Raw genomic sequence first — 16,842 nt, 5'->3', positions numbered from 1 at the left:
GAAAGAATACATAGCTCTATTGGTTATATTACTCCCCAGCAATGTGAGGAGAATGCTAGGGAATCAGCTTAAGAAAATGTTCGAAAAAATGTGTCTACTATATTGACATAGGTCCAATCTCAATCTTTTATAAAATATATTTTATTCGTTTGTTTTTTATCTTTAATACTATTATTTATATCTCTAAAGAATACTTATAAGTAATTTCTATTGGCTTATCATAATACTCTTCTACCTTAATAGTAGTTCTATATCTAAAATCTTTAAATACTTTTTGCATTTTTATATTTGATCCTCTAGTTTCACCTTTAAATATATACATGCCAACTTTCAACATCTCATCAATGATATACTGCATTAACATATAGCACACTCTTTATTTCTATGACCTGGATTAGTCCCTGTACACATAATCTTTTAAAATAAGATTTTCCTATACTAATCACTTAAGAGTATAGAGGCAAAGTTCTATACTCTTAAGTGAAAACCTTTTTTCTTATTGTAATGACCCAATTTATGATGTAAAAAGGTTAATAATTTTGTCTCTAGATTAAACCCTCCGTCTACTAACTCCATTAAAACACCAATGTACAGCAGATAAATGGGATATCAGAACAATAAATAACCCATATACTGCAGTTATTAATGTAATCTCTACTTCATCAGGCTTCTGTAGTAGAATCACAATTATTATAAGAATAATCCCCGCGAGAAATTCCTTCAATACTCGACTTTGAATAATTCCCATCCAAGATTTGCCTGCCAGTCTTAACGGAAAGTCACGCTTCGCTTGTAATGTTGCGGCGATTAAGGCACTAATTGCTGTAGCAATGCTGAAAGCAATAATTAGAGTAATTAATGAAAGACTTTGCAGCCATACAAGGTATAATGCAAACTGTGCACGTAGTATTCCCTCTTCAGCAATATAAACAACTTGTAATTCTCCTTGGAACCCTTGTTTACGAAGTGTTTGTGCATCAAGTTGATGTCGCTCTAACAATTGTTCTGTAGCTGTTACTCCAGTAAAGATTATGTTGCTAGTAGAGATAATGGATGTTAAATTAGAATCATTGAATGTGTCGTACAGTGAAGGAATAACAACGAATAGTATATTATCACCAAAGTGAAGGCTTCCGTCCCCACCACCTAGTATGACTGGAAGCCGAAATTTCTCAACAGTTTGGCGAAATTGCAACCGTTGGAATGCATCGTCAAGATTCCCTTTTCTAGACAAAATAAGCAATTGTTCTCGAATTTCATGAATAAGATTTTCTGGAATACTTTGTCGGGAAACAGATGCTACAACAGAGTTTTCCATTTCTCGACTAACTAGATCAAGCCAGCGTTCATTTACAAAAGAAATAGCTGTATAATCACCAAAATCAACTGATGGCCACATTTCTTTCGTATAGGTATAAGAAAGTGCGACATTTTCTGCTGACTCCGCATCTTTTACCAACTCCCCAATTTTTGTCTCAGTACGATCCATTTCACCAATGTCTGTTGCAAACACAATTGACACTTGATTGGCAAGCTTTTTCCACTGCGCCATTTCATCTGCAATAGCGACTGATTGTTGATATGTAGACCAAGCTGGACCAACTGAAGACACGACTAAAACGAATGTCAATGCTTGGATGACAATAGCAACTGAACGAAGGCTCTTTACTGGTGGTTGTCTGTTCGCAAGCATCATCGCACTAGGCCATGCGGAAGCTGACATAATAAGTGTAATAAAAACAGATAAAATGATAACAAATACTTGTAAGCTTATTAACACTTTAAGGTATATATTGATATAGATTAAACCATGGAAAATACCTATATAGCTTGTTGAAACTACAGTGACAATTCCCGCTGAAACAAGCAATGCCTCACCAAACCCTGTGAGATCTTGCATTTGAATTCGCATAGTAGGAGAACCACCGAGAACTCGTAGTGCCCGGCCGCGTGCCTTCATTGATAACCAGAATAACGAAAGCGATGAAATGAGAGCAAGTGATGCTAGGACCGCAGTAGCAAATCCCCTTTCTTTGACAACAAATAGAAGGCTTTCTAAAACCGAAGCATCCCGTCTAACAGCTTCTCCTCCGATACTTTTTAGACTGTCCACAAATTCATCTAAACGTGAAGTATTACCAGTCACCAGATATACCCCATCAGGAAAAGAGTTGGCAAGTCGATTTTTATTAACAATCTTTGCCTTGTCATCACCTCGAAACCAAGTAAATTCATTTGGTAAGGCATTATCGTTAAGGGTAGCAAAAATTTTGCTATCCCCACCTGTGTCAAAATCTGGTGCAACCTTGACGAGTCCAAGATTCAGGTTCCTATCAAGTTCAGCCAACTTTAAAAATGCTTCATTGATGGAGATTTCTGATTGGTTGAAGCGAATATCAATCCTACTTTTGCTTCCGATAGCCTGTGGGAAATCTCGATCATTCAAATCAGTAATAATTGCTGCAACTAATGCAAGTAAAGAAAATAATATACACGAAACAATGATAATTATACGTTTATACATATTCATTTATTCATTCACCTCTTTTGCTCTTTAAAAAATCTACATTGTATCTTAAACACTAACGTTTCACCAAATGTATGGGAACGCCAAATCCTTCATTGATTTCAATCAAATTACGAATAGCTTTCTCTTCAGATTTGGATTTGTACTTAATCTGAATAAGAGCTCGATCTTGATTATCTGAACACGGTAGTCCAACTTCTACTTGAATATTCCTCCCAAGACTTTCGATTTCTTTAACGAAACTTTTATGGTCCGCTAATGCTTCAGTCACTTCTGCAACAGAAGGAAGCTGATCACATGGCGGATGAGTATTTTTAGATGATATTGGTAGCCAACCATTGATTAGTGCAAATGCTACTCCTAAAAATAGGATAATGATAATACAAATTATTTTTTTGAAAGTTAATTTCATAGGTATCCTCCATTTGTAATTGTTTTCTAATTTATAAATTATTTTTTGGAACTAATTTGATGGATTGTATGGCACGCATCAATCATTTCGGAGTCATGTGTTGATACAATAACCGTTCGACCGCGTTTTGCAAATTCCTTAAGTAGTCGAATAACGAGCTGACGATTCGATTCATCTAGTGAAGCAGTTGGTTCATCAACGAATAGGACATTTGCATCCTTATAAATAGCACGAGCTAATGCTAGCCGTTGCTTTTCACCACCACTTAGATGACCTGCCAATTCTCTCTCTCTATCTTTAAGTCCCGTTTGTTCAAGAGATTGCATCAATAATGCCTTATTTCCAGAAATATGCTTACGAATGATGCTTGATTGCATCGTTACATTGAAAGCTACCGACTCCTCATCCATAATACCATAATCCTGAAGTATGAATGCTGCATGATCTTGCCAAAAGCGCCGACGCGCTACTGTGCTATAATTTGTAATATCTTTCCCGTTTAAAAGGATACTCCCATTATCCGCGGGAAGCAACAAACCAAGACAATGTAAAAGTGTTGTTTTCCCTGACCCGCTTGGACCTACTAAAGCTGTCATTATACCCGGTTTACAACAAACAGATTCTCCATTAAGTATACGTTGTTTACCAATTTTTACTGAAATATTCTGAGCTTCAATTAACATATTTTCCACCTACTTAGTTATTTTTTTTAACTCTATTGATTGAGTATTAATTACATTATAAAACAAAAAAATAAACACCATATAAATGGTGTCTTAATACAACCTTAATTATTGTTCTGGAAACTTAATTTTAATCTTTGTACCTTTTCCTGGCTCACTTTCCACTTTAATTTTTCCACCTTGTTTTTCAATAAATTGTTTAGCAATAGACATACCAAGTCCAGATCCAAGAGGCGATTTGTCTGTGGTTGTCCCACGGTAATATTGATTAAATAATTGTTCAACCATTTTATTATCCATTCCAATACCATTGTCATTAACTTCTATGACGGTTGAGTTTTTTACTTTCTCCAATGTAATCGTTACAATTGTTCCAATAGGATTATGGGAAATAGCATTCATCATAAAGTTTTCTAATGCTCTTTTTAATAATATAGGGTCAAAAGATAATAAGATATCATCTTTCTGCTTAATATCTAAATGAATTGGATAATCATTGGACATCGGATATTTCTGGAAGTCTTCTAATACATCTTTTACAAACTCAACTAGATTCGCAGTTTGTAAATTTACTGGGATTTGCATTTTTTCAAATTCGTAAATAACACTTAAATCATCAATTAATTGTTCCATATATAATGACTTTTCCTCAATAATATTAGCAAATTCTTTGATTTCCTCCTCGTTCCATTTATGTTCGGATCGAAGCATTGCCGCATAACCTTTTACATATGAGAGCGGTGTTTTTAAATCATGTGTTACGCCTGCTGTCCACTTTCTTCTTGTTTCTTCAAGTTCTTTCCGTTCTTCTTCTGCCTTTTTAAGTTGATTCGTTAAACCATCAAGTTTTATTTTAAGTTCCAAAAATGGCCCAAATTCCATATCTTTTATAGAATGTTTATTTATCGTATCTGGCATTTTAAAAATCCCAAGTGATAATTGATCGATCCATCGTATAAAGAAAGTAAGTGGTTTCCTAATCCGTCGGTTAATAATGAATCCAATAAGCATAAAGCCGCCAATAAATAACAAAGGAAATAAAACATAAGTTACTAATTTATCCAACACTAGGATACTGTTTAATAGTCTGAAAATAGAAAATCCTGTGATAAAAAAAAGTGCACCAAAAGTTAAAAAAACAATGATTAAAGCTAATGAGATCTTTTTTTCTAGTTTCATTGAGCTCTCTCACGATTCTCAAGATTTAATATATACCCTAATCCTCTTACATTTTTTAAATACACAGGATGCTTGGGGTCTTTTTCAATTTTCTGGCGTAGACGACTAATATGAACCATAACCGTATTTTCTTTACCTATACCACTGTAATCTTTCCATACATTTTCATATAGCTGGTCTACACTAAAAACCTGATTAGGATGTTGACACATAAATTTTAGTAATTGAAATTCCATAGCTGGACAACTTACTTCCTCTCCATTCACAATTAACTTTGCTTGGTCAAAATGTAAGGTGAAATAATCTGTTTGGAATATATTTGTCTCTTTTGGCAGTACTCTCCTTTGACGATGTAAAATAGCCTTTATTCGAGCTGATACTTCAAGTGGATTAAAAGGTTTCGTTATATAATCATCTCCACCTACAGAAAATCCGGTTAATTTATCAATATCAGTAGTACGTGCAGTCAAAAATATAATCGGCACATCCGAAATCTCTCTAATTTGTTGACATAAATTAAAACCATCTGTATCGGGAAGCATAACATCAAGTAATATTAAATCAATTCTATTTTCCTTGATAATTTTTAAAGCCTCAAGACCTGATTCAGCTTGATATATTTTTTGGAACCCTTCCTTTTCTAATAACCGCTTTAACATTTTAATTAATCCTATTTCATCTTCTATAATAAGTATACTTTCTTTCATATTTTATCCCCCTCTAGAGTTTTTAAATAAAGTATTAAATATTTAATAGATTTTCTATTTGTTAAATACCTTTTAAAATATACTATTCATCAAATTAATCAATCCATTTATATTATACCTAGATCAATCTAGCCAGGATTTCCACCTACACTTTCAAATACAATCCTATTTATACCCAACTATAATATATAATTCACCCATCAATTTATCAACTAAACTTAACCATTTTTCTTTATTATCACTCTAATTATCCAATGTCATCTATAAAATGCCCTCAAAAACGGGGTCAAAAAACGGTATTTTCCCATCTATTTTTGACCCAAATTCCGTCCTCAAACCACTACATGTTGTGGTCAAGCCCTACCTTTTATTCTTATCACCACAATAAGTCATCAGAATTATACTCTCAATGTGCCCTGAGTATACAATAATGATGCCGTAAGTATCTAATATCTCTTTGGTGTAAGAGTGTATTTCTAAAAAACATGCTTTTTCAAGCTCAAATTTTTTAGTTATTTACTGTCTATAATTAAAATTAATAACTGTGTTATGATAACATTACTTGAACAATTTGCTCTTTGCTATTTTGCTAATACATTCTAAGTTCCATCCCATCATATGAACCTCAGCTGAAAATCCTTTAGGGATTTCACATCTCTCTCCGTTATAATCGCTGCTTTTTCAACTTCACCGATTAAAATAGGAGAAGCTGGATTGTGACGCGCCATATTTAGTGTTGCCATACTTCTACCAGAATCAGCATAGCAATAGACACAACCATGCATACAGCTATCATAGGTTCCGATGTCTACACTTTCAATACAGCCACAGGCAAGGCGTTGATTCGGATCCTTTTTTGCTTTAATTTTGCACCCAATTGTGTTCTCAATCATGCTTTGGTCAATACAGGAAGCATGTGAAATTCCGTATTGGCTTAAGTCTACTGGCTCGGAGCAAGTGGACAGCGTGATGCCGTATCTTTGTGCAATTGCAGAGAAACCCTCGGCAATTTGTTTAATGGAAGATATATCGAACTTCATGGGAGAAATGCCTTTCATGGCTGTCCTCACCTTAGGGTAAAAGTCCAGAAAGCTGAAAATGCAACGATTTGTTTTTCCTTTCAATATAGCGGCCATCTGCTCAAAGGAGCGAAGATGATATGATACATCCAGTGTGTTGCTGAGTATCAATGGGTCATACCTCCATACCACTCGATTGGCTCCGATTTGTTCACTGAGCTTCTGAAAGGTTTTCAGCAGCTCTCTTTTTGGTGGGAGCCCACATTCAATTTTGGAATCATATGACGTCAGAGTAAACTGAAAATAAAAGGGATACCCCATATCTTCAATATCCATTAGTTTTCCCAACATTGGTAATGGATTTTTGGTCCAAAACACAATACAGTCAACAACCTTCGGATTAAAAACCACCCGACTATAATGTCCAGATCTCCTTGGATGTGATACCAACACATACCCTTCACGTAACCGGTTTAATAACCACTCTGAATAAAAGGCCGGAATATCTGTGCGGCGACTTGCACTGACAATCATTTCACATCTTCCTTTCCAGCAAAAAGTTTACTGTACTGTATAGGCGACATACCTACTAAATGTTGAAAAAACCTGTAAAATGTTGAGAGACTGCCAAAGCCACATTGCAAGGCAATGGATAAAATTGTGTCCTGTGAGTTCAACAAAAGTTCCTTTGCCTTCTCAATTCTAAGTTTATTAATATATTGAACTGGAGTCATGCCTAACTGATCCTGAAATAACCGAATCATGCTGTTTTTGCTAATACCAAGTTCATCAATCTCCTTTTTAAGCTGTTTTGGATCAGTATAAAACTCATCAATTACTTTTTTAATTCCTTCGATAGTCTCTCTTTTGGGTTCAAATTTCAAGAGATCTGGTCTGCACCGCTTACAAGGACGAAATCCAGCAGTTTGAGCCTGCTCAGCAGTATCAAAAAATACCACATGATCTCTTTTTGGACTTTTGGATTTACAGGACGGCCGACAGAAAATTCCAGTTGTTTTCACTCCATAGAAAAACTGACCATCATAGGATGAATCACAATCAACGGCAGCTTTCCATTTTTGTTCATCGCTGAGTAGCATGTATACCACCTTCTTTTTTATTTTCGCTTCATATCACGGATTATCTCTTTGGTCTCCTTATCTATACGGTAAGACTCTGTTATTTTTTGCAATGCTTTATTATATGTGAAATCATCTAATGTATTCTGCTTCAAATAGGACATGGTCTGCTCCGGCAGTTTAATATAACAGATAGAAATAGCCCAAGCAACTGCCATCTTGGCATAATAACCCTCATGCTTGACGGCATCCAATACATCTAGTACACGATTGATATATTTCTCGTCTATATAATAGGACAGCAACATTACCACAGCAAACCTAATCTCATATTCCCGTACAGAACGAAAATATGTCTGTAAAAAGTCCCAAACACGATCCCGATTTTCCACTGTAAACTTAAGTCCAGTACAAAAGCTATCACATACTGACCAGTTGTCAATTTTGGGCACAAAGCTGTTTATATATGAGAGCCGTTCTTCCACTTCACAGGGTGCGTACCCAATCACCATGCCTTGCAACATTATCTCTTCGAAATAGTCATTTTTTGCGGTGTTTAGGTAGGTGCGCCAATCTGCCTTTGCAATTTGCTTTGCCAGCTTACGGAGCTGCGGCAACCGAACACCGAGTATTGTATCAATATTTGGCAAAAGTTTGGAGGAAAACTTCCGATAATCTTCCTCCGCAAGGCTCATGAGTTGTTCACGAATCATTTCCATAATTGTATCACCTCGTTTTCTCTATATTATACATAGACAAGGGCTGCAAAAATATCTGGAATAACCTGGCATTCCACCCGCCCAAGACGCCTGATTGCAACACTAAGGAAGGGATCCATGAATGCCAGATAATTTAGTTCTGTATTGCTGTATTCAAAATACTTTGTTCTAACCGTTGACATGGTTCTTTTCTACCTTCAACAGCTTTTCTTTAACTTCAAGTCCTGCAGCATAGCCTACAAGCTTTCCATCTGCACCTATAACCCGATGGCATGGTGTAATAATTAAAATTGGATTTTTGCTGTTGGCTGTACCTACTGCACGAGATGCTTCTGGTTTTCCAATCACCTTTGCCACCTGCTTGTAGGTACGAGTTTCACCATAGGGTATATCCCGCAGAGCAGCCCATACAGTTTGCTGAAAATCTGTACCTTCTGGTGCAAGGGGTAGATCAAAGGATTTAAGCTTACCATCAAGATATTCCTCCAGTTGACGTGCTGCCTCCTTTAGTAACGGGGTTTCCTGCTTCACGCAGTCTGTGAACTTATGTTTTTTGCCAAAGAAGAGTCCAGTAATTGCACCGTTTTTTTCTACAATGCCAGCCAAACCAAGGGATGTCGGATAGAAAGCAATGTTTTTCATATAAATAACCTCCTTCTCTTATTATATCTTTAGTGTACATTTATTTTACTAGTATGTCTTCCGAAATTTCACCATTCAATTTTCATTATGGTAATGCACTGAACCATGCAGATTGTAGCAATGCAATACCTTCTCGTATCTGTTGTTCACTCAGTAAACTGTATCCTGCAAATATAATATTTCGGGGGCAATCATTCCTGTTATTCCAGAATGGAATCATAGAATATACTTTGACTCCGACTTTTTCTGCCTGTTTAATAAGCCAATCTTGTTCTTCACCACCCGGAAACTCCAAAACGAAATGCAACCCTGCTCCACGACCATGTAAGATTACTTTTCTGCCAAACATTTTCGTTGCTTCCTTTACAAATACATCATGATGCCTTTTGTAGGTAATGCACATTTTTCGAATATGACGCTCATAATTTCCATCCTTCATATATGCGGCTAAAACACGTTGCGTCAACCATGATACAGGAGAATTATGGGAACTGAATAAACTATAATACCTCCTTAGCAGACGTACTGGCAACACCATATAGCTCACCCGCAGAGAAGGAGAAAGAGACTTTGAAAAAGTTCCTATATAGATAGTACGGTCTTCAGTGTCTAAGGAATGGAGCGCCGGCACCGGATTGGCATCATATCTAAGTTCGCTGTCATAATCGTCCTCAATGATATACGCATCGTTAGCATTTGCCCAATCAAGAAGCTCCTTACGTTGAAAAATTGGCATCACAGTTCCGTAAGGAAATTGATGTGAAGGAGTTACATATGCAGCACATGCGCCGGAACAATGAATGGATGAGAGAATAAGTCCATCTTTACTAGCTGGGATTGCATGCAGATTATAATTGTTGTTGATAAATACATCCCTTGCTCCATTATATCCTGGTTCCTCCATTGCAATAGTGTTATTTTCTTTACGCAGAAGAGTACACAAAATATTTAACGAATAGTGTAACCCACAACTGATGATAATTTGTTCTTCACAACAAACCATACCTCTTGATCTGTACAGGTGTTTTTTGACTTCTTGTCGTAACAACAGATCACCTTGCTTATCTGGATACTGATTAACTACTTCTTTTTGCGATGATAGAAGAATTTGAGAGGTGTATTTTCGCCATAGCTTGAAAGGGAATTGCTCATAAGGAAGTGTGCCATACTGAAAATCATATAAACTTACAGGTTGCTTCCGTTCTGATCTTTCGACAGATAAATCATTTATATCCTTCGGCACATAATTACTCTCCGTAAATTTACTTGAAGTGTCTAGAACAAAAAACCCTGACCCATGTTTTGCTTGAATATATCCCTCCACAGCCAGCTGGGTATAAGCCCGACTAACAGTATTGCGTGCAATACCTAATGTTTGAGCTAGTGTGCGAATACCTGGAAGCCGTTCTCCAGGTGCAATATTACCTTGTTCAATATCTTTTCTGACCTGATGATAGATTTGAAGATATATTGGATCATCTGAATTTTCTTGAATATAAATCATATAATTATAACCATCCTTATGCCAAAGTGTACCCTGCATTATATCATATAAGTGTATCTTTTAACAGGTGCACTTATATGATACGATATGTTTGATTGTATATCAAGTACATATGTATCTTGAATAGAAATCAAATTTACATGATTAGGAGGATACTTAAGTTATGCAATACAGAATGAAGAAGTTTCAATTAACGTTGGAGCAGATTGACGAGCTACTTCATCGTGCGGACACCGGACGATTCGCTACTATCAATGAGAATGGTTATCCATACGTCGTTGCCATGCACTTTGTTTACTACAATAACAAAATTTATATGCATGGCCTACCAAAGGGACAAAAAATCGATAATGTAAATCGAAACCCCAAAGCATGCTTTGAGGTTGATGAATTGTTTGGTCTCTTGACTGACAATATCGAGAATGCCTGTGATACTGAGGCAGAGTACAATAGTGTTGTGATTATTGGAAATGCTTCGTTGCTTGAGGACCTGGATTATAAACGTAAAGTATTGAATAAGCTGGTTGAGAAGTACACTCCGCAATTTGCTGGAAAAGAGCTTCCTGACAACATGATTAAGGGTACTGCTGTGATTGAAATTGATATCGTAGAGTGTACAGGAAAATATCATAAATAGGGCAAGTCCGCATTTATCGAGAAATGCAGGCATAGGTAAACATGAATTTGTAAAGGGGTATGAGATGTGGATTAATGCATTTATAACACCTCATAACAAGCAAACCAGGAAGCCGTAAGGCTTCCCATTTTCATACCATCGCTTAAAAAGACGATTTATCTAGCTTCATATGCTTCTCCTTAGAACGAATCATATAATACTGTTACTCCCATGTCGAAACGTTTATCCAGGTAGACCATTTAGCCTGCTTTTTGTTTATTATTATGCATGAGACAATACTGGGAACATTAAGTCTTTTATTTCAAATGGGTTGTCTTTTCCCACCTTAATAAAGAGAGTAGTATCCTCCTCATTCACTAAACTTTTTTCATAAGAAGAGATATTATCTGGAGTAAATCCTAAAACTACTTTCTTAGTTTTCTCACTCATCATTGCATTAATAATTTTATCTAATTTTATTTCTTGTGTGGCAAATATATCTTGCAAATATAAAACATCTTCATTAAAATCACAAATAACAACAGCATCATAGTCTTCAATGTAGTAAATACTGTCCTTCATAAAATACGTACAATAAAACATTATGAGAGATGCATTATTTTTCATAGAAACCTTTGAGAGAGGTATCGTATTGTAAGCCATATTGTAAACAAATTCTCTATCTATATTACTATCCATATTCATCTTTATTATTTTTTCTGACTTATTCTCTTTTATTCTTTTTACAGAGTATTGATATTCATTACACTTCTCAAATCCAAACTTTGGGTAGAATTCAAGAACACTATCATTAGCTAAAAAGATAAATAAGGTCACATTTGTCCTCCCATTCATTTATAACCCTCTCCATAAGTACTCTACTTAATCCCTGTCCTCTATACTTTTCATCTGTCATAACTGTTCCAATTTGTATATATCTCTTTTGTTCTCCTAAAATCAAAAAATCTATGATATTTACTGAGACATTAGATACTACCTTATCTCCATCTAATAAAGAATATGGTATATATTTATCTCCCCAATAACCATCTCCATACCATTGTTTAAAACTAAAACCATAAGTTTTTTCTGTTAATTTATTAAAACTACTTCTTAACATATTGTCATCTCTGTAATTACATCTATAAATATATTTTTTATCATTAATTAATAGAATTTCACTCATTTTAAGTTTCTCCTTTTTTCTTACTATTTTTGTTTATTTTAAATTACAAATTAATTCTATTCCCATCGATAAGGTAACAAATCATTAATAGTAAGTATTTTATCTTTTTTTATCATTACTTCACATTTATAATTTTCATCATGGATCTGACAAATAAATTCTCTACATCTTCCACATGGTGGAATTATTGTTCCATCTTCATACACTGCAATTACTTTTGTTATTCTATTTTCTCCAGCAGTAATCATAGCCGCAATAGCTGCATGTTCTGCACAGAATCCCATAGAACAAGGGGTATCTATACATACTCCGGTATAAACTTTTCCACTTTCACTCAAAATAGCTGCTGCAACAGAACCAGCATAAGAGTTTTTAGAAATTGCTCTAGGGTTTAATGTATTTTTTGCGATCTCATACAATTCATTAAATTCCATAGTTATCATCCTTTCAAGTAAATTCTTGTATTTAAATTAATACACGATATATTAATATAAATATTAGCTTGTATGTTTTTCATCACCATAGCTTTCATTTGTTTCAATGGTGAAGATAAATAGCAGAAGTTATATCCACTATTTCTAATTTCTTATAGCAAAAAACTATTCTCACTTTAATAAGTTATTTTATAGACTTAATTTTCTCTAAATCTGGGCTACAAAGTACTTCAAGATTTTTAAAAATCTTTTCTTCAGGCCAATCCCACCATTTTAATTTTAATAGGTAATCAATCAACTCATCATTAAATCTCTTTTTTATAATTTTACATGGATTACCTCCAGCAATATGATAAGGAGGAACATCTTTTGTTATCACAGAATTAGCAGCAATGATTGAACCATCTCCAATATGCACACCAGGCATTACTGTAACATTTTGTCCAATCCAAACATCATTAACAACTACAGTATCACCTTTTAAGGGTAACTCCTCAAGAGTAGGTGTAGTTTTTTCCCATCCATTGCCCATAATATTAAAAGGATAGGTAGTTACAGATTTCATTCTATGGTTTGCACCATTCATGACAAATTCTATTCCTTTTGCTATTGCACAAAACTTTCCTATAATAAGTTTATCCCCTATAAATTCATAATGATGAGTGACATGTTCTTCGAACTTCTCTGCTCCATTTATATCATCATAATAAGTATAATCTCCAACTTGAATATTAGGATTTTTAATAACATTTTTTATATAGCAAATATTCTTTATGTTTTCATTAGGGTAAACACTGTTTGGGTTTGGACCAAATGTATTCATATATCCCATCTCCTTTATATTTTTTAATTCATTTTTTATTATGTCTTCGCTCATTATTACTATATCTTTATATATTTTTTTATATTTAAATCCTCCAACAACATAAACATTCCTCCTTACATAAAAGATAAAATCCCCATAGATGAACAATATCATCCATGAGGATTTTATTTATATAAATATCTTTTATTATATTTAAATTAAACTTAATACCACAATATATACTTAGCATATATTTAAATTATAAATGAGCATATATATTTCTATATATTCATTTATAGTTATTCTATTTTTATATAAAAGAGTTTTTTAGATGATATTGTTCTTAAAATGCATCATTAAACAAAATTCTATCATAGAATTTTAAAAGCATTTCAAACTATTTAATTTTAATAGTTTAATTAAGAACTGTTGTGTACATCTCCTTAAATCTCCTTTTTATATAACTATAATTTTAATTAAGTATATAATCTAATCTTCTCATTGTCAACAGATATTTATTTTAAACTATATCAAGTATCTCATTAATTCTGACCCCAAGTCATCAACTTCATGTTATCTGCATCCAATTTGGGTGTACTTCTCTACAGCCCAAAAGTGACTTTATCTTTTTACCAATGGAAACGCTATTACATCTCTTATAGATGGAGAATCTGTTAAGAACATCATCATCCTATCTATACCTATTCCCAAACCACCAGCTGGCGGCATTGCAGTATCTATTGCTACTGCAAATTCCTCATCCATTGGACTTGCTGTTTCAAGTCCTGCTCTTAATTTATTAGCTTGGTCATGTAATAGCATTCTCTGTCTTAATGGATCATTAAGTTCTGAGTATGCATTTCCAAGTTCTACTCCAAAGGCATAAGGCTCAAATCTTTCAATTAATTCTGGATTAGATCTATGAACTTTACATAGTGGAGAAGAATCTAGTGGAAAATCTATTACAAAAGTAGGTTCTATTAAATGTTCTTCACTATAAGCTTCAAATAAAAATAAAATTAAATCTCCTTTTGAAGCTTCCTCTAAGTCTAACCCCTCTTCCTGTTCCTCTAATAGAAGATATTTCTCTTTTATTAAACTCACTATATCTTCTCTTGAAAGCATTTCTACATCTATTCCTGTATTCTTTTTTACAAGATTGCACATAGTCTCTCTTTTCCATGGAGCTTTAAAGTCAATTTCTATTCCATCATAAGTTGCCTTAGTCGTTCCTTTTACTTTTAAGAATACATATTCATATAGTTGTTCCATAAGTCTCATCATGTCATCATAGTCCGCATAAGCCATATAACATTCAAATAGTGTGAACTCCGGATAGTGAGTTCTATCTATACCTTCATTTCTAAAGGCTCTTACCATAGTATAAACTCTATCAATTCCCCCTACCATAAGTCTTTTTAAATATAATTCTGGAGACACATTCATAAACACTTCACAGTTTAAAGCATTTACATTGGTTACAAAAGGTTTTGCTTCTCCTCCACCATATTTAGTATCTAGTATTGGTGTTTCCATCTCCATAAAACCTTCTCCATTCATAAATTCTCTTATAGCAAACATAGCTTTTGAGCGATTAATAAATCTCTGTTTTACATCTTCATTCATTATCATATCAAGGGAACGATGTCTCTGTCTTAAATCAGCATCTTGAATACCATGGTATTTTTCTGGCAAGGGTCTTATGGATTTAGAAAGCATTGTGATTTTCTCCGCCTCTATAGTTATCTCTCCCGTTTTAGTTTTAAATACACTCCCTTGTACTCCTATAATATCTCCTGTATCTATTAATTTAATTAAGTTATATTCCTCTTCTCCTATGACTTCCTTATTTATATAAACTTGAATTGTTCCATGTTGATCTCTAATATTTAGGAAAGTAACTTTTCCCATCCTTCTTAAGAGCATGACTCTACCAGCTAAAATAAATTCTTGTTCACTGTTTATAACATCAAAGTTTTCTAGTATATATTTAGAGTTGGAATTTGTGTTAAAGGAATATGGATACGGATTAACTCCATTTTCTTTAAGTTGGGCTAATTTTTTTACCCTTTCTACCATAAGTTCATTAGCATCTTGCATTATTTCACTTAAATTATCTAAATCTACATAGTTACTATACATTGATAGTACCACCTTTCATTTTTTTAATAGTATTTTTACGTATTCCTAACGTATCTTTTTATAATTTTAGGAATTTTTTAGCTTTTACTACAATAAAAAAACTCTCACCTCCAAGACATTAGTCTTGGGGACGAGAGATAATTACTTCGTGGTACCACCCCAGTTCGTTAATATGTCACCATATTAACCTTTTCAAGTACGTCTCTTAACTACAAAATTTCATTTTATTTGAAAAGTATTTACAATTCAAATTTAAAAATTAAATTACTAGTTAACAGGTTATACTCTAGCTCTTTAACGGGAGCTCCCGTTACATCATCCCCTATTTTAGGTTCAATGTAAAACTCAGAGGCTTTTTTCAATAAATAATTTTTACTTCCTCTCACCAACAGAAGCTCTCTGTAAAAAAATTAATTTATTTACTCATCTCTTCATAGTTTTTTATTTTAGAGATATTCTATTATACTTTATCTGTAAAGTCAATGTTTTTTCAATAGTAGCATTATTTAAATAAAACTTAAGATTTTATTCCAGAATGTTTGCTTATTTAATACTCTACTTCAAACAGATAGTATGACTTAAAAATTACGCTAAATAATAAACTCTATTTATATCATCTAAGATTACGACCTAATTATTATGTTTCCAATAAGTCCAGTAATTATAATTTCACGATTGGATAGTTAAAAACTTACTCTTCTGCCAATTTACTTCAACTTCATATAACAAAAGGAATAAATCTCTTTGTTTTTTTCATATACATTATATATTCTTCACCGAACTCTTCAATCATATCTTTTTCTTCTTTTTTAGCTAACTTATAATACATACATGCAACAAATGGCCACATAATAAGCATTGGCAAAGTCGCCCACTCAAGAATCATTCCTATAGTCAATAACATAAAACCAGTATATTGAGGATGGCGAATATATTTATAAACGCCAGTTTTAGCGACTCTTCCCTTACCTGACTCTTTAATCCAATATTTATGTTGAACCCTCCCCCACTTATAGAAGATGGGGGATTCTTTTTCGTAAAGAAGTTTGCTATTACTTTTCAACCTAATTACTTAGGAAGCCTTATTCTTTTTGGCGTGTCCAAGTACGCCCTATGCTGAAAGCAAGTGCTCACAGTTTACATTTATACTACCTTAATCCTTACTGGATTTGAATACTCTTCATTAAT

18 protein-coding genes and 1 other annotated feature are annotated in these 16,842 nt (G+C 33.9%); of the genes, 1 reads left to right on the top strand and 17 read right to left on the bottom strand.

Annotation, left to right across the window (positions count from 1 at the left end; translation table 11 throughout):
• Positions 1 to 175: 175 nt before the first annotated feature.
• The 11 genes from KQI42_RS20235 to pdxR form a co-directional block, all read right to left on the bottom strand.
• Positions 176 to 364, bottom strand: coding sequence for a hypothetical protein (locus KQI42_RS20235; RefSeq protein ID WP_216522507.1), 189 nt, complete (start codon positions 362 to 364; stop codon positions 176 to 178).
• Positions 365 to 550: 186 nt separating this feature from the next.
• Positions 551 to 2,530 carry a hypothetical protein gene (locus KQI42_RS20230; protein ID WP_216522505.1) on the bottom strand — a complete coding sequence of 660 codons (1,980 nt, stop codon included), beginning with the start codon at positions 2,528 to 2,530 and terminating at the stop codon, positions 551 to 553.
• Positions 2,531 to 2,582: 52 nt separating this feature from the next.
• Positions 2,583 to 2,939: a hypothetical protein gene (locus KQI42_RS20225; RefSeq protein WP_216522503.1), complete on the bottom strand. Its 357-nt coding sequence runs from the start codon at positions 2,937 to 2,939 to the stop codon at positions 2,583 to 2,585.
• Between the two features lie 38 nt (positions 2,940 to 2,977).
• Positions 2,978 to 3,622 (bottom strand): ABC transporter ATP-binding protein, encoded by a 645-nt coding sequence (locus KQI42_RS20220; RefSeq protein ID WP_216522501.1) that lies wholly within the window; start codon positions 3,620 to 3,622, stop codon positions 2,978 to 2,980.
• Positions 3,623 to 3,730: 108 nt separating this feature from the next.
• On the bottom strand, positions 3,731 to 4,801 hold the full coding sequence (locus tag KQI42_RS20215; protein WP_216522496.1) for a sensor histidine kinase: 1,071 nt from the start codon (positions 4,799 to 4,801) through the stop codon (positions 3,731 to 3,733).
• A complete protein-coding gene (locus KQI42_RS20210; RefSeq protein ID WP_216522494.1) occupies positions 4,798 to 5,508 on the bottom strand; it encodes a response regulator transcription factor in 711 nt (236 codons plus the stop codon). The genes KQI42_RS20215 and KQI42_RS20210 overlap by 4 nt, the downstream gene beginning before the upstream one ends.
• A gap of 614 nt (positions 5,509 to 6,122) precedes the next feature.
• On the bottom strand, positions 6,123 to 7,061 hold the full coding sequence (locus KQI42_RS20205) for a DUF1848 domain-containing protein (RefSeq protein ID WP_216522492.1): 939 nt from the start codon (positions 7,059 to 7,061) through the stop codon (positions 6,123 to 6,125).
• A complete protein-coding gene (locus tag KQI42_RS20200; protein ID WP_216522486.1) occupies positions 7,058 to 7,627 on the bottom strand; it encodes a bifunctional transcriptional activator/DNA repair enzyme AdaA in 570 nt (189 codons plus the stop codon). The genes KQI42_RS20205 and KQI42_RS20200 overlap by 4 nt, the downstream gene beginning before the upstream one ends.
• A 17-nt stretch (positions 7,628 to 7,644) precedes the next feature.
• A complete protein-coding gene (locus tag KQI42_RS20195; RefSeq protein WP_246566756.1) occupies positions 7,645 to 8,325 on the bottom strand; it encodes a DNA alkylation repair protein in 681 nt (226 codons plus the stop codon).
• A gap of 168 nt (positions 8,326 to 8,493) precedes the next feature.
• A complete protein-coding gene (locus KQI42_RS21570; RefSeq protein WP_216522481.1) occupies positions 8,494 to 8,967 on the bottom strand; it encodes a methylated-DNA--[protein]-cysteine S-methyltransferase in 474 nt (157 codons plus the stop codon).
• 85 nt (positions 8,968 to 9,052) lie between these two features.
• The gene (pdxR, locus tag KQI42_RS20185) at positions 9,053 to 10,471 is read right to left on the bottom strand and encodes a MocR-like pyridoxine biosynthesis transcription factor PdxR (RefSeq protein WP_216522474.1); all 1,419 of its coding nucleotides are present in this window, start codon (positions 10,469 to 10,471) and stop codon (positions 9,053 to 9,055) included.
• A gap of 163 nt (positions 10,472 to 10,634) precedes the next feature.
• Here pdxR and KQI42_RS20180 point away from each other — a divergent pair, with 163 nt between their 5' ends.
• Entirely contained in the window at positions 10,635 to 11,108 is a 474-nt protein-coding gene (locus KQI42_RS20180) for a pyridoxamine 5'-phosphate oxidase family protein (RefSeq protein WP_216522472.1), read from the top strand.
• A 261-nt stretch (positions 11,109 to 11,369) separates the two neighbouring features.
• On the opposite strand, the gene KQI42_RS20175 is transcribed toward KQI42_RS20180, so the two are convergent.
• From KQI42_RS20175 to KQI42_RS20150, 6 genes are all read right to left on the bottom strand, one after another.
• Positions 11,370 to 11,924, bottom strand: coding sequence for a hypothetical protein (locus KQI42_RS20175; RefSeq protein ID WP_216522470.1), 555 nt, complete (start codon positions 11,922 to 11,924; stop codon positions 11,370 to 11,372).
• Positions 11,899 to 12,273, bottom strand: coding sequence for a GNAT family N-acetyltransferase (locus tag KQI42_RS20170; protein WP_216522468.1), 375 nt, complete (start codon positions 12,271 to 12,273; stop codon positions 11,899 to 11,901). Before KQI42_RS20170 ends, KQI42_RS20175 begins: the two co-directional genes overlap by 26 nt.
• A gap of 56 nt (positions 12,274 to 12,329) precedes the next feature.
• On the bottom strand, positions 12,330 to 12,707 hold the full coding sequence (locus KQI42_RS20165; RefSeq protein ID WP_216522466.1) for a cytidine deaminase family protein: 378 nt from the start codon (positions 12,705 to 12,707) through the stop codon (positions 12,330 to 12,332).
• Positions 12,708 to 12,891: 184 nt separating this feature from the next.
• The gene (locus KQI42_RS20160) at positions 12,892 to 13,539 is read right to left on the bottom strand and encodes a Vat family streptogramin A O-acetyltransferase (protein ID WP_425519812.1); all 648 of its coding nucleotides are present in this window, start codon (positions 13,537 to 13,539) and stop codon (positions 12,892 to 12,894) included.
• A gap of 594 nt (positions 13,540 to 14,133) precedes the next feature.
• Positions 14,134 to 15,654, bottom strand: coding sequence for a lysine--tRNA ligase (lysS, locus tag KQI42_RS20155; RefSeq protein ID WP_216522462.1), 1,521 nt, complete (start codon positions 15,652 to 15,654; stop codon positions 14,134 to 14,136).
• Between the two features lie 123 nt (positions 15,655 to 15,777).
• Positions 15,778 to 16,098, bottom strand: a binding site (T-box leader).
• A 274-nt stretch (positions 16,099 to 16,372) separates the two neighbouring features.
• Positions 16,373 to 16,717 carry a methyltransferase family protein gene (locus KQI42_RS20150; RefSeq protein WP_216522460.1) on the bottom strand — a complete coding sequence of 115 codons (345 nt, stop codon included), beginning with the start codon at positions 16,715 to 16,717 and terminating at the stop codon, positions 16,373 to 16,375.
• Positions 16,718 to 16,842: the final 125 nt, after the last annotated feature.

The organism is Tissierella simiarum (genome assembly GCF_018917865.1).
In the GTDB taxonomy this organism is placed as follows: Bacteria; Bacillota; Clostridia; order Tissierellales; family Tissierellaceae; genus Tissierella_C; species Tissierella_C simiarum.
This window is presented reverse-complemented; position numbering and strand designations above follow the sequence as displayed.

Bases quoted from the DNA above. Each gene is read 5' to 3' on its own strand.
- KQI42_RS20225 (WP_216522503.1), bottom strand. From the start codon at position 2,939: ATGAAATTAACTTTCAAAAAAATAATTTGTATTATCATTATCCTATTT.
- KQI42_RS20160 (WP_425519812.1), bottom strand. From the start codon at position 13,539: ATGGGATATATGAATACATTTGGTCCAAACCCAAACAGTGTTTACCCT.
- KQI42_RS20165 (WP_216522466.1), bottom strand. From the start codon at position 12,707: ATGGAATTTAATGAATTGTATGAGATCGCAAAAAATACATTAAACCCT.
- KQI42_RS20230 (WP_216522505.1), bottom strand. From the start codon at position 2,530: ATGAATATGTATAAACGTATAATTATCATTGTTTCGTGTATATTATTT.
- pdxR (WP_216522474.1), bottom strand. From the start codon at position 10,471: ATGATTTATATTCAAGAAAATTCAGATGATCCAATATATCTTCAAATC.
- lysS (WP_216522462.1), bottom strand. From the start codon at position 15,654: ATGTATAGTAACTATGTAGATTTAGATAATTTAAGTGAAATAATGCAA.
- KQI42_RS20195 (WP_246566756.1), bottom strand. From the start codon at position 8,325: ATGGAAATGATTCGTGAACAACTCATGAGCCTTGCGGAGGAAGATTAT.
- KQI42_RS20200 (WP_216522486.1), bottom strand. From the start codon at position 7,627: ATGCTACTCAGCGATGAACAAAAATGGAAAGCTGCCGTTGATTGTGAT.
- KQI42_RS20180 (WP_216522472.1), top strand. From the start codon at position 10,635: ATGCAATACAGAATGAAGAAGTTTCAATTAACGTTGGAGCAGATTGAC.
- KQI42_RS20235 (WP_216522507.1), bottom strand. From the start codon at position 364: ATGTTAATGCAGTATATCATTGATGAGATGTTGAAAGTTGGCATGTAT.
- KQI42_RS21570 (WP_216522481.1), bottom strand. From the start codon at position 8,967: ATGAAAAACATTGCTTTCTATCCGACATCCCTTGGTTTGGCTGGCATT.
- KQI42_RS20210 (WP_216522494.1), bottom strand. From the start codon at position 5,508: ATGAAAGAAAGTATACTTATTATAGAAGATGAAATAGGATTAATTAAA.
- KQI42_RS20170 (WP_216522468.1), bottom strand. From the start codon at position 12,273: ATGAGTGAAATTCTATTAATTAATGATAAAAAATATATTTATAGATGT.
- KQI42_RS20205 (WP_216522492.1), bottom strand. From the start codon at position 7,061: ATGATTGTCAGTGCAAGTCGCCGCACAGATATTCCGGCCTTTTATTCA.
- KQI42_RS20215 (WP_216522496.1), bottom strand. From the start codon at position 4,801: ATGAAACTAGAAAAAAAGATCTCATTAGCTTTAATCATTGTTTTTTTA.
- KQI42_RS20220 (WP_216522501.1), bottom strand. From the start codon at position 3,622: ATGTTAATTGAAGCTCAGAATATTTCAGTAAAAATTGGTAAACAACGT.